The sequence below is a fragment of the Paenibacillus sp. JCM 10914 genome, from assembly GCF_001315105.1.
In the GTDB taxonomy this organism is placed as follows: domain Bacteria; phylum Bacillota; class Bacilli; order Paenibacillales; family Paenibacillaceae; genus Paenibacillus_AQ.
In genome coordinates this window covers 272,005-284,476 of record NZ_BAZR01000002.1, presented here as the reverse complement: position 1 = coordinate 284,476, position 12,472 = coordinate 272,005, and the positions used below count along the sequence as shown (strand labels likewise).

11 protein-coding genes are annotated in these 12,472 nt (G+C 50.1%); 1 reads left to right on the top strand and 10 read right to left on the bottom strand.

Going from position 1 to position 12,472, the window contains the following annotated elements; all coding sequences use genetic code 11:
- Nucleotides 1-31 precede the first annotated feature (31 nt).
- The 9 genes from JCM10914_RS04705 to JCM10914_RS04665 all read right to left on the bottom strand — a co-directional run bounded on the left by JCM10914_RS04705 (nt 32) and on the right by JCM10914_RS04665 (nt 11,085).
- Complete coding sequence (locus JCM10914_RS04705) at nt 32-988, bottom strand: ABC transporter permease (protein ID WP_023958000.1); 957 nt, start codon at nt 986-988, stop codon at nt 32-34.
- Between the two features lie 35 nt (nt 989-1,023).
- Nucleotides 1,024-2,523 (bottom strand): sugar ABC transporter ATP-binding protein, encoded by a 1,500-nt coding sequence (locus tag JCM10914_RS04700; protein WP_036716990.1) that lies wholly within the window; start codon nt 2,521-2,523, stop codon nt 1,024-1,026.
- A 136-nt stretch (nt 2,524-2,659) separates the two neighbouring features.
- Complete coding sequence (locus JCM10914_RS04695) at nt 2,660-3,649, bottom strand: substrate-binding domain-containing protein (RefSeq protein WP_023957996.1); 990 nt, start codon at nt 3,647-3,649, stop codon at nt 2,660-2,662.
- On the bottom strand, nt 3,646-5,205 hold the full coding sequence (locus JCM10914_RS04690) for a histidine kinase (protein ID WP_023957994.1): 1,560 nt from the start codon (nt 5,203-5,205) through the stop codon (nt 3,646-3,648). The genes JCM10914_RS04695 and JCM10914_RS04690 overlap by 4 nt, the downstream gene beginning before the upstream one ends.
- A gap of 232 nt (nt 5,206-5,437) precedes the next feature.
- A complete protein-coding gene (locus JCM10914_RS04685) occupies nt 5,438-7,057 on the bottom strand; it encodes a response regulator (RefSeq protein ID WP_023957992.1) in 1,620 nt (539 codons plus the stop codon).
- Nucleotides 7,058-7,328: 271 nt separating this feature from the next.
- Nucleotides 7,329-7,994, bottom strand: coding sequence for a VOC family protein (locus tag JCM10914_RS04680; protein WP_023957990.1), 666 nt, complete (start codon nt 7,992-7,994; stop codon nt 7,329-7,331).
- A complete protein-coding gene (locus tag JCM10914_RS04675) occupies nt 7,991-8,551 on the bottom strand; it encodes an NADPH-dependent FMN reductase (protein ID WP_023957988.1) in 561 nt (186 codons plus the stop codon). The genes JCM10914_RS04680 and JCM10914_RS04675 overlap by 4 nt, the downstream gene beginning before the upstream one ends.
- Nucleotides 8,552-8,710: 159 nt before the next feature.
- The gene (locus tag JCM10914_RS04670) at nt 8,711-9,379 is read right to left on the bottom strand and encodes a response regulator transcription factor (protein WP_023957986.1); all 669 of its coding nucleotides are present in this window, start codon (nt 9,377-9,379) and stop codon (nt 8,711-8,713) included.
- Nucleotides 9,376-11,085 (bottom strand): GAF domain-containing sensor histidine kinase, encoded by a 1,710-nt coding sequence (locus tag JCM10914_RS04665; RefSeq protein ID WP_023957984.1) that lies wholly within the window; start codon nt 11,083-11,085, stop codon nt 9,376-9,378. Before JCM10914_RS04665 ends, JCM10914_RS04670 begins: the two co-directional genes overlap by 4 nt.
- Nucleotides 11,086-11,533: 448 nt before the next feature.
- Between JCM10914_RS04665 and JCM10914_RS04660 the strand changes: the two genes are divergently transcribed.
- Complete coding sequence (locus JCM10914_RS04660) at nt 11,534-11,815, top strand: CD3324 family protein (protein WP_023957983.1); 282 nt, start codon at nt 11,534-11,536, stop codon at nt 11,813-11,815.
- 145 nt (nt 11,816-11,960) lie between these two features.
- Here JCM10914_RS04660 and JCM10914_RS04655 read toward each other — a convergent pair whose 3' ends face one another.
- Nucleotides 11,961-12,470 (bottom strand): hypothetical protein, encoded by a 510-nt coding sequence (locus JCM10914_RS04655; RefSeq protein WP_023957981.1) that lies wholly within the window; start codon nt 12,468-12,470, stop codon nt 11,961-11,963.
- Between the last annotated feature and the right edge of the window lie 2 nt (nt 12,471-12,472).

Here is a 12,472-nt window from a genome sequence, read left to right as displayed (position 1 = left end):
AACCCCCGATATCGGGAGCATCTACCATCTCTTAAGCCTTACGTCTGCGCAGAATGTCCGCATATACCGCAAGGATAATGACTAAACCAACGACAACGGTCTGCCATTCCTGCGGAACGGACAGAATACGCAGACCATTCGTAAGCACGCTCATAATCAACGCGCCAATGACCGTTCCGACAATCGTGCCTTTGCCTCCGCTTAGCGAGGTTCCCCCGATCACGACGGCTGCAATCGCTTCCAATTCATAGCCGGTGCCAAGTGCCGGATTTGCTGAATTCAATCTGGATGCCATCAGCACCCCTGCTAAACCTGTGAAAGCCCCTGTTAAGGTGTAGATCACGATCTTCCAGAAGCTCACATTGACCCCGGACAGACGCGTGGCTTCCTCATTGCTGCCGAGTGCAAAATTGTATCTACCGATAATCGTCTTGGATAAGATGAAGTAACCGACAATCGCGGCGATAAAGAAGATGAATACAGCATTCGGAATTTCCAAGCCTGGAATCAGGTTTCCAAGTGAAATTTCCATAAATCCTTCTGCATCGGTAAAATATATGGGCTTCGCACCGGAGATAATCAGAGCCAAACCCTTGGCGATCATCATCATGGCCAGCGTTGCGATGAACGGCGGGATTTTCAGCTTGGCGACGGCCGTCCCTGACAGCAAACCGCACAGTGCTCCTGTCATGATCCCGCCAAGTATGCCGAGCGGAACCGGAACATCCCAGAACGTAATGAATACGCCTGTCATCACGGCACTCAGGGTCATGACCGTACCTACTGACAGATCGATCCCGCCGGTAATGATGACAAAGGTCGAACCAAGAGCCAGTACCCCGATGACAGCAGTGGAGAGCAGGATACCGATGATATTGGAAAATTGAAAAAAGTTGCTGGACGTAATCGAGAAGAACAGAATCAGCACCACTAAACTTGCAAGGGCTAGCAATTGCTGCAAGGCACCTGATTTCATTTGTATTTTCATCGTAAAGATTCCTCCTGACATGTATTCAAGGCGGCTTACATTCTTGCTGTAGCCAATTCCATGATCTTCTCCTGGGTTGCTTCCGAATAATCCAGTTCACCGGTGATGCGACCTTCGCACATGACGAGAATGCGATGGCTCATCCGCAATATCTCCGGAAGCTCGGAGGAGATCATGATGATGGACTTGCCTTGCGCAGCCAGATCGTTCAGCAGCTTGTAAATCTCGCTCTTCGCCCCCACATCAATTCCTCGTGTAGGTTCATCGAAGATCAGAACATCGCAGTCGCGAGTCAGCCACTTGCCGATGACGACCTTCTGCTGATTACCGCCGGATAGAAATCTCACTTCCTGATCGATATGCGGCGTCTTCACCTTCAGCCTCTGCACCATTTCCTCCGCCTGCTTGCGAATCTTCCCGGTCCGCATCCAGCCGAGCGGATTCACATATTTACGATAAGCAGCAATGGTGACATTGCTCTTCACATCGAGGTCCACGACACAGCCGAACCGCTTCCGGTCTTCCGATAAATATCCGATGCCATGCCGCACGGCATCATGCGGGCCGCGCAGCTTGACAGGCTGGCCGTGAACATGGATCTCGCCGCTTTGAATCCGGTCCGCACCGAATATGGCGCGGGCCAACTCTGTTCGGCCTGCTCCTACGAGCCCGGCAAATCCAAGAATCTCACCTTTGTTCAGCTTGAAGTTAATATCCTTAAGCAGCCTGCTTTGACTAAGCTCCTTCACTTCAAGCACGGTTTCTTGTGCGCCTTGGGAAGCCTCCGGCTCAGAGGTGTCGTAGATCTGCCTGCCAACCATCATGGAGATAATGTCCTGCGTTGATACATCCTCGGTCATCACGGTATTGATGTATTGACCATCCCGCATGACGGTTATCCGATCGGTGATACGCTTAATTTCGTCCATCCGGTGGGAAATGTAAACGATTCCAACTCCGCTGTTGCGAAGCTGTTTAATCATGCGAAACAAATCATCGATTTCGGTCTCGCTCAGTGCCGCTGTCGGCTCATCCATCACAAGAACATCGGCATTATATGATAGCGCTTTCGCAATTTCGACCATTTGCTGCTTGGCTACGGTCAAATCCGCTACTAGTGTGGAAGGATCCATCTGAACCCCCATTCGTGCAAACAACTGGTTCACTTGTTCCTCAAGTGCCTTCTCATCCAGGATGAGACGAAACTTGCGTCTAGGCTCCCTGCCGATGAATATGTTCTGTGCAATCGTCAGATCCGGGGCCAGGTTCAATTCTTGGTGAATCATGCTAATGCCCGCATCCTGAGCCGCCTTCGGCGTCGTCAGTTCAACAACTTCTCCCTTGTACGTAACCGTACCGGCATCCTTCTGATATACGCCGGTCAATATTTTCATCATCGTTGATTTACCCGCACCATTCTCGCCCATGAGTGCATGCACTTCTCCGCTCAGCAGTTCGAATTGACAGCTATCCAGTGCGAGCACACCGGGAAACTCCTTCGTAATTTTATCCATTCGTAACAGTACTTCGCTCAATGTCTCTCACCCCGCTTACGTTGTAACAATCAATTTAAGAATCATTGTATAAGCTGCGAATGCCGATCGGAATGGAATATTCTCTGCTCAATGTTGAATAATCTCTGATTCATCATCCCAGAAATCATAAAAAAAACTACTCTTCCACAAAGGGAAAGAGCAGTTTTTGGTTCTCTTCGAAATACATATTCTCTTTATTGATTACTACCGAATCAGTATGGATTAGTGGCGGAACTTTAGCTCCGTCAATGACGGACACGGCTGTTTTGAGTCCCAAATAACCAATGCTGAACGGTTTTTGAACGACGATGGATTGTAGAACACCTTCCTCGAGCAGCTTCACTTCTTTGATGGAGCTGTCGAACCCGACAAGCTTAACGTCGCCAATCAGATCCAACTCGCGAATGACCCGGCCAGCTCCCACTGTGGAAGGCTCGTTCAAGCTCACAATCCCGTCAAGATCCGGATGTTCATGCAGCAGCTCTTTCGTCACGTCATAAGCGACCGACTCCATCCCTTCACTGTAGAACGTGCCGACGATCTCCGTTCCGGGGATTTCCTCGAACACGCTCCGTACTCCAAGTTCGCGGTCAATCTGGGTTGAAGTCCCCTGAACGAAGCTTACGATAGCTACCTTGGCTGTGGGAGGGAGAAGAGCCGCAAGCTCCTGTCCCGCTTTTTGACCAGCATTGTAATTGTCCGTTGCGATGAGGCTTCTGGCTGATTTGCCTTCCACGGCGGAATCGATCATCACAAGCGGGATGTTCGCCTCGCGAATGGCCTCGGTCACCGGCACAAGTCGCTGAAAGTCACCAGCTGCCATCACAATGGCATCAGGCTGCTGCTGCAGCGCTGCCTCCAGCAGTTCGATCTGCAGATCAACCTCAACCTCCCGCGGAGGACCTATCACCGTCACCTCTACCCCGAACTCTCGTGCAGCCGTATTCACCCCATCGATGAGCACGCGCCAGAATTCGATCTCCTCCATCGCCTTTACAGCAACCACGACCCGCTTGGTCCTCGGCTCGTCTTGCGAGAAATAGTACACCGCGGCAACCCCGATTCCGATCGATACAAGCACGATGATCAGGTAACGGGTAAATCTATGATTCGAATATGTCCTCAAGGCTGATCGTCCTCCCTGTTCTTCCACTCCCCCGCTTGAACCGCAGGGATCACAATATGAACAACGGTCCCCGCACCCAGCTCGCTTTCATAATGCAATCCATATTCCACGCCAAAGTACAACTGGATCCGCTGATGCACGTTCGCAATCCCGACGCTGCTTCTGGAGCTTTGCCCGCCTGGTGACGTCAGCAGGGACGCCACTTTCTCCTCCGCCATTCCGACGCCATCATCGATTACTCGAAATTCCACCCGATCGCCTAGAAGTCGGCCAGTAATGACAATCGTTCCGCTTCCTTGCTTATTCTTGATCCCATGATAAATGGCGTTCTCCACAATCGGCTGAAGCAATACCTTGAGCGTTAGATACGCATGAAGATCAGGGTCGACATCCAGCTTGAAATGAATTTTGTCTTGGTACCTCATCTGCTGGATTTTCAGATAGCTGGCGATATGCTCTGTTTCCGTTGCAACCGGAATTAGTTCCTTCCCTTTGCTAAGCGACGCTCGAAACAGTCTTGCGAGCGCAGACGTCATGAGAATCACTTCATCATGCTTCTTGCTCTCCGCCATCCAGATAATCGAATCCAGCGTATTATACAGAAAATGCGGGTTAATCTGCGCCTGCAGCGCATTCAACTCACTACGGCGTTTGAATTCCTGCTCCATCACGATCTGGTTCATCAGATCTTTGATCTTCAGCACCATAATGTTAAAGCTTCGCGCAAGTCCTGACATCTCCCTGGAGTGACCGACCGGAACTCGAATATCGAAATTCCCCTTCTCAACCTCGGACATCTTGACCTGAAAATCCTTGATCGGACGAGTGAGATTGCGCGAAATGACGATCGAGACCATGACGCCTACGGCCAAGCAAATAAGTCCTGCGCCGGCAAAGGAAAGCTGCATTTGTTTTTTGTTATCAACCAACTCATTCTCATAAAATACGCCGACGATCTTCCAACCGAAATCGGTATTCTTAATGTTATAGATACGGCTAATCCCGTCTTCCTTTACAGCAAAACCGCCCTGCGTGTCCTCCATCACCTCATCCAGTCTTTCAGTCTTCAGGTTGCTGTAGAGCAGTTGCTGCTGGGGGTGATAGACAATCCGGCCATCGCGATCAATAACGAATACATACCCCCGGTTGCCTAAATCCAGCTTGCTGAGCATATCGTTAATGACTTTGAAGTTCAGGTCAATCAACAGTACGCCGAGCCCCTCCGCAGTATCTATTCCGCTCAGCTCCCTGCTCAAAGATACGACCCAGCGATATTCATCCTTAATGACAGGCTGGACGTGAGAAGAGGAGATTACCGCTTCCCCGTCGCCTGCTTGGGCCTGCCTATACCATGGCAATTCCGCAATATCGATATGGGGATTAAGTTCGGCCTCCGGCCTGTCCGAAATAAACGTTCCGTTATAACCGAATAAGTTAATGGATGCAATGTCTTTGCGCGAGACGAGAATCGAATGGAAATACTCCGATACCCTTGCATGAAGAGCAGCAAGCTGCTGAGGTTCGTTATCTTCTCCTGCCGCCAGAAACTCACGCACATCGGTTGGTTCATAGCCGCCAGCGAAATATCCTTCATACCGGATATATACGTCTCGATATTGGCATTCACTTGATTGATCAGTTCTGACGTATAATTCTCTGCCGTCTGTCTCACGGCGGATTCAGACAGACGATATGATATGAAGATCAGCAAGAGTGCAGTAAACAGCACCAACATGACAAACGAGCCGGTTATACGAGACTGGATGCTCTTAATCCGCTGTGACGATTTCATGGCTGAACGCCACCCGAAGTCATCTGATTACGGTATTCCGTTGGCGTGATTCCTGTATATTTTTTGAACAGCACACTGAAATACTGTGGGTCCTGATACCCTGTCTTGGCTGCAATTTCAAATGATTTCAGCCGTGTATGCTTAAGCAACTCCTTCGCTTTGTTCATTCGTATATCCGTTACGTACTCGACAAACGTCTTTCCCGTATGCGACTTGAACAAAGCGCTAAAATAACTGGTACTCATGAAGATGCGGCTGCATACCGACTTCACGGAGAGCTCCGGGTCCTCATAGTTGTGCTGGATGAACGCAACAGCCTCCAGCATCTGGGTACGCGTCATATCTTGCCTGACTGCCAGAACGCCTCTTAGCGCCTGATTGCAAACATCTCTCAGCCATGTCTCGATCTCGTCGAGTGAACGGAACGAGTACAAATCCTCCAGCAATTGCTTTTCCTTGCCGAATAACTCATGCTCATCACTCCCGATCTCCATCAGCGTCTGCATGATAGCCAGCACTACGCGTACAATCCGTAAATACAGTTGATCGATCGACATTGAAGCGCTTCCAAGATCATGAATGAGCCGTCGAATACATATCTCTACTTCAGCGGCAGTACCCGTACGGATGGCAGCGATGAGCGCGGATTCCGTATCGATCCCGTCATATAGCGGTCGTGCACCGCGGTTCTCCAGATCGGTAATGTTGATGATCTGGTCAGGTCCCATGAGAAGGCGGTATTCCAGAGCAGCCTCGGAAGCGGCACAGGAATATCGTATGTCCTCAAGCTGATGACAGAGCGTGCCGACGCCTATCGTAATCGTAAACGTCATGAATTGTTTGATCGCCTTCCGAATTTCTTCCGCCAAGTCCTGCGCACTGCAGTACATATCCTCTTCACTCGATCCGGAGAGAATCGTGATGACTGCATTCTCTTTGTATCGAAATACGGCAGAGCCCGATTCCTTCGCCATAATCTCTTGGATGATATTATACAGGGCAAACGCATACAGCTCATTATCCGCGTAGCGCTCATCCGAGCGAAGCTCATCTATATCGGCGGACAAAGCAATATACAACGGACCTGTAAGTGGAATGTTGAAATACACAAGCTTCGCCGCGATCTCCGATTTCTTCATCGGAGAGGTTGCCAGTCGCTCCAGAAAGCGTTCCTGCAGCAGGACCATGCTCTCGCTTATCTGTTGTTTCAAGCGGCTTACATGCTCATTGTAGCCGCGCTCCTCATCCATCTCCAGCTTAAGCTTGTCCAACACCTCGCTTAGCTCCACTGATGTAATCGGTTTCAGAATAAAGTCCGTTACTTGCAGCTTCACCGCTTGCTGTGCATACTCGAAATCGTCAAACCCGGTCAAGATCACGATCTTGGTCTGAGGGTAACGCGCCATCACTTCGTGTGACAGCTCCAATCCGTCCATAAAGGGCATGTAAATGTCCGTCAACAAGACATCGGGCCGCATTCGCGTAATGGTCTCCAGCGCATCCCGTCCGTTCTCGCTGACCCCAATGCATTCGTATCCGTGCTCCGCCCAGTCTATACGATTCCGAATGCCTTCCCTTACGATCGGTTCATCATCCACGATCAGAATCTTATACATTTGAATCCTCCCCGTCGTTGTGTCGTGCGCGTGAAAACATGATAGATTGAAGGTTTATGATGAGAATATACAGGAAGAGCCCCTTGCAGACAACTGCCAAAGGGATCCATTTCCGGTGCTGCTTTGTGTAACTTCACATAGCCTATCACCATGATATCCGGCTGTCAAAATGTTCCGCTATCCACTTCCGCTAAGTTCGAATTCATGACTCGCAAGCGGATAACGTAACCGTACATGCGGAAGGATAGCCCGTCCTCGTTATCGGCAATGATCAGCCGATGATCAAGCGCTCCCGAACTTGATTCACATAATCTGCATCCGACACACCGTAGGTGACCGCCAACGAAACCGGAAGTGCATACATATCGATGGGAATCCACTTCCGCTTCGTTGAGACGACAACCGCATGGGCTGTCCCGCCAATTACGAACGCGAACAGCTCTGAATCTCTGGCAATCGTCAAGCCAAGTGTCTTCTCCATCCAGTTGCGGGCCGCAACCGGATCCTCGACAGGCATCCCGACTTCCCGCAAGTAGAGCACGCGATAGCTTCCGTGTGGTTCAAAGCCAGTATCTGCAACTTGTTCGTGGGCTATGAACTCGAGTAAATTACCGTCACCATCCTTGAAATAAACGTTTGCTCCACCCTCATAGTATTCAGCCGTTGTTCCATCCGGCCATGCCAGCAGCGGTAAGGCCTTATCGAGTCTTTGCACGATATCCCCAAACTCAGCATACGGCACTTCGAAAGCCAGATGCACCGGAGCGATCGGCTCATATTTCTGCTCGAATATCAAGCGTATCTTGGGAGTAGGCTTGAACACGATCCAGTCCTCATTCTCACGTTCGATCGGAAAATGCAACACCCCATGGTAGAACTGTCTGACGCCTTGAATGGACAACGTCTTCAATGTTAATTCGGCAAAATGAGTAATCATGATGATATCATATCCTCTCGGGCACGGATTGTTCGTACCAAGTCCACAAACCGGGTCAGCGCTTCCTTGGCACGATAATCCAGTATGACTGCATCATCCGGAACATCGGCTTCATACATCGCGCGCTGGGTGCCTCCTAGCGAAATCCACTCCGGACTATTAATGCCATGGAGGTTACGAACGGTTGTCTGTAATTGCTGCAGCGAGCTGACACCAACCGCACCGCCAGCAGAACTAACCGACAGTACCGGTTTGCCGGTAAAGTGAACCTGGCTTGCATAATCCAGCGCGTTCTTCAGTACACCGCTCATCCCGCCGTGATACTCAGGCGTCGTCAGTATAATCCCATCGGCCTCCATTAACAATCGTTGAAGCTCGCGCACCCCTTCGTGCCGAGTCGATGCGTCGTCCGGTGAATAGAACGGGAGCGGCTTCTCATATAAATCAAACAGGCTTACATCAACGAACTGTCTTCTCATCTGGTGCTCTAAAGATTTGGCGAGTGCGGTGCTCGTGGCTTTCTTGCGGTTACTCCCTGACAAAATCACAATCTTCATGGCTTTTGGCCTCCTTCAATAGGTTAGTTGTTATTCACATTGTAGTTTAGGAAGCAGCTTCCAGTCGTCAGCATATGGTGTGATTTCACATACAAAAGCTCTCATGCCAATGGCTGAGAGCTTCTGCAACTATAGTCGTATGTGCAAGCGATATCCTCATTAAGCAATTCCGTTCTTCAATGCAAAAATCGCAGCCTGCGTTCGGTCCGCGAGCCCCAGCTTATCGAGGAGATGGCTGACGTGTGTTTTAACCGTCTTTTCTGTGATGAACAACGCTTCACTTATTTCTCGATTGTTCATTCCGGAGGCAATCAATTGCAGCACCTCTGTCTCTCGTGGAGTAAGCGAAGCCAGCTCTTGCGGTTTAGGATCAGGCTGTATCCCTACGCCCGCACCTTCCACATTTCCAGGGGAGGTCACATGCGTCATCAATAATCCCGCTGCTTCCGGATGCAATTCGACCTGACCATTCGATACCCGCCGAATGGCGGTCACCAAATCCTCTGGCTCGATATCCTTCTGAAGATAACCTTTTGCACCAGCACGAATGGCAGGCAGGACGTGATCATAATCAACAAATGAAGTCAAAACGATGACCTTAACATGCGGTTGCTCCAACGTAAGCCGCGATGTCGTCTCAATGCCGTTCAGAATCGGCATTTGCAGATCCATCAGAATAATGTCCGGTTTGACTGACTGCGCCACAGTCAGCACTTCTTCGCCATTCACAGCCTCACCCACGATCATTAGATCCGTCTGTGTGGATAGAAACACTTGCAGCCCCTTGCGGACCATCGCATGATCATCGGCAATTAACAATCGAATCATAGCTGATCTCCCCCTTCCTTCCCCCTATACCGATCTAAGGGCAACACGACTTCAATCGTTGTTCCCTTGGTGTACACGCTATGTAATTGAAATTGTCCCCCTAGCGACTCTGCACGTTCTCTCATGCTGGACATGCCGATCGAATGCTCCGTCAGCTCCAAAAAGCGCTGCTCGGTCATTCCCCGCCCGTGATCCGTGACAAGCAGGGTAACTTGCCTTTCATTCTGTATCAGCGACAGCTCAACATCGCTGGTATCGGCATGCTTGCTGACATTGTTCAGAGCTTCCTGACCGATTCTCCACAGCACTTCCTCCTGGGCTCTCGGTAATGCTTGCATGCCGCTTAGTTTCGTATGCACTTCCAGATTCAGTCGTTCGCCATAAGATTTCAGACCCGTTATGAGACCTCCCTCGAGTTCCGATGGACGCAGCTTCGTTATCAGTTCACGCATTTCCTTAAGTGCGCTTTGCGACAGCGATTGCATGTCATGAATCGATTCAGCTAGCAGTTTGGCTTGTGCTTCAGGTATCGTTCCCAACTTGCTTCGCACGCCCTTCGACATCATCACCAAGGAGAACAGCGTCTGGCTGACGGAATCATGCATATCTCGTGCAAGTCGATTTCGTTCGTCCAATCGAGCAAGCTCCCGCCTGTTATCTTCCAGACGCATCCGCTGAAAGGTGAGACCAATAAACTCCGCGATCGCTTCAACGACTTCCGAATCGGCCTGTTCCACAACGCCCCGAAGACCGACATCCACCCACAGTATGCTCTTGCTGGATGAGACATCGTCACTCTTCAGCACCACGGATGCTGCTAGCGCTCGCTGAACGTGCTGGATCACTCTTCGCTGTTTCAGTTGCGAGGACAGATAATCAGCATCCGCGGAGCAAAGTAACCCTATCGGAACCGACACCTGCTCAGGCTTAATCTCATACTGTACACGCTGTGGAAAACGAGCGTACGGCAGGGTGGTTCTACCATCACTGTACAAGGCTCGCAGCGTGAAGACGTCGCCTGTCATCTCAAACAGCGCAGCCGCTGGCCATTCAAAATAGCTCCCCAGCAAGTGCATCGCTTGCTCGCTCACATCTATGCGGTTCGTTGCTTCTGATACATACATACCGACAGCACTCATGTATTCGCCAAACTTAGCGTACAATTCCGCGCGACGCTGCTCCACTGCGTACAACCGCATACGCTCGATCGCGCTGCCAATCTGAAAGGCTACCGACTCAAGCAAAGCCAGTTCTTCGTTAGAGAAATGGAGTTTGCCTGGTGCAGCTACATTCAGTACACCCAAGCGACGGTTGCCGGATCTTATAGGAACCGTGGCATGATGGGTGATGTCCTTCGTATCCCCCCATTGATATCGCACAGCATTATCCAGACGCTTACACGTCAATATGTTAACCGCATTCTTCAGCCTGCCGTCTCCATAACGCTCCAGACACCAGCATGCACCGCATCGCAATGGCTCATAATCATTACCGGTTAGCGCCGGGGGTAAATTCCGATGGGCCACAAATTCATGCACACCCGTCTCCTCTACCAGGAACATCCAACCGGTGCTCAGTCCTGTGAGCTCCAGCAGCTTACCGATCACGGTATCCAGCATAGATGCCAGTTCGTTCCCCTCATTCAGCGTCTCGGCAATGGTCTTCAGCGTAACCAGTTCACGCACGTGCGGATCAGGATTGGTCATTTGCGGACGCTCCTTTTAAGTATTTTCTTTTGCTTTATCAACAGGTTTATTATATAATCCTGTCGCAACCATTGAAATAGCTCAACGCCAATGTATAATGTGCAGAACATAATTAATGGCATGAATTATGGTAAAGAACAATTTTTGTTGTTTTTACCCTTGCATATTTCAATCAATCTATGGCTTAATATAGAAGTCGGGCCGACGAAATGAGCTGAAAGGAGGCTGATTGAAATGATTCAGATCCATGAGGTGGTATTCGCTTAAAGCGAATATCCGTTAAATGGGAGCCCCGCCGGGGCTCCCTATATCTATTTTAATATGATGATAATGAAACGTAACAACCCAACATTTAAATTCACGAAAGGAGGAGGGAAAGCATGATCAACACAATTGTTAAGAACACCAACGATAGCTTTAACGTTTACACAGAAAGAGGAGGGCATCGATGGGCCAATACAAGAATGGAAGAGAAGTGCTTCCCCCCGAGCTGCTGCAGCAAATTCAACAGTATATAGACGGAGAACTACTCTACATACCGAAACAGAGCGAGCAAAGAGCCGGCTGGGGAGAGTTAAGCGGTTCCAAAAAGCGCATAGAGAGTCGCAACATCGAGATGTACCGCGCCTATTGCAAAGGGCGGTCCATTGAAGAATTGGAACGGACCTACTTTCTCTCTGGAGAAAGCGTCCGCAAGATCATAAGTAAACTTACCCGCGTGGGGACTTAGAACCATGAGACAGTGGCAGTCTTCACGCAAACTATAACGGGACTGCCCCCTGGGAGCAGTCCCTTTCATATTTTTAAATATAGAAGCCCCGCACGATCCTGATGCAGCACCAGGTCATGCGGGGCTTCATTGGATTACACCTCCACTACATCCAGCGATGGCGATATTTCTCCAATCTGGGATGTAAATAAGGCGGCTCGGTCAAGACGATCAGTCTCAGCTTAACAATCCACGACTCGAAGGATGCGTAGGAGGCAAGCGCGTTCGCCATCTCTGCGGTAACGAGTAGGAAATAGGGAGCCGAGTACTTCTCACTCAAATGCCTGAGCGCTGTATCCACCGGTGTATATTTCTTGCGCTTGGCTTCGAAAGGCTCAATGACAGCCACCTTCCTGCCGTGCTCTTCCAGCCATGCCTTGATAGCCTTCTCGCGCTTGTGATAAGCACTGACAGGTTCTTTGAACATCCGTCTTGCCGTCTCCTCATGCAACGGGTACAAGACAAGCTTCGTAAATGCACGCTGTTCCTTCACGGCGACCGCCAATGCAAGCTGCTCCTGCACATGTTCAAAGAGATCATAGAAGATCAGCGTTCCTTTGGAAGACGGCTTGGGCGGTTCGTACCCATAAGGGACATATTCCAGATTACGCGGCATGG

What these genes read in the sequence shown, in the direction of transcription:
- JCM10914_RS04705 (WP_023958000.1), bottom strand. Translation starts at nt 988, where the DNA reads ATGAAAATACAAATGAAATCAGGTGCCTTGCAGCAATTGCTAGCCCTT.
- JCM10914_RS04685 (WP_023957992.1), bottom strand. Translation starts at nt 7,057, where the DNA reads ATGTATAAGATTCTGATCGTGGATGATGAACCGATCGTAAGGGAAGGC.
- JCM10914_RS04680 (WP_023957990.1), bottom strand. Translation starts at nt 7,994, where the DNA reads ATGATTACTCATTTTGCCGAATTAACATTGAAGACGTTGTCCATTCAA.
- JCM10914_RS04675 (WP_023957988.1), bottom strand. Translation starts at nt 8,551, where the DNA reads ATGAAGATTGTGATTTTGTCAGGGAGTAACCGCAAGAAAGCCACGAGC.
- JCM10914_RS04670 (WP_023957986.1), bottom strand. Translation starts at nt 9,379, where the DNA reads ATGATTCGATTGTTAATTGCCGATGATCATGCGATGGTCCGCAAGGGG.
- JCM10914_RS04665 (WP_023957984.1), bottom strand. Translation starts at nt 11,085, where the DNA reads ATGACCAATCCTGATCCGCACGTGCGTGAACTGGTTACGCTGAAGACC.
- JCM10914_RS04660 (WP_023957983.1), top strand. Translation starts at nt 11,534, where the DNA reads ATGGGCCAATACAAGAATGGAAGAGAAGTGCTTCCCCCCGAGCTGCTG.
- JCM10914_RS04655 (WP_023957981.1), bottom strand. Translation starts at nt 12,470, where the DNA reads ATGCCGCGTAATCTGGAATATGTCCCTTATGGGTACGAACCGCCCAAG.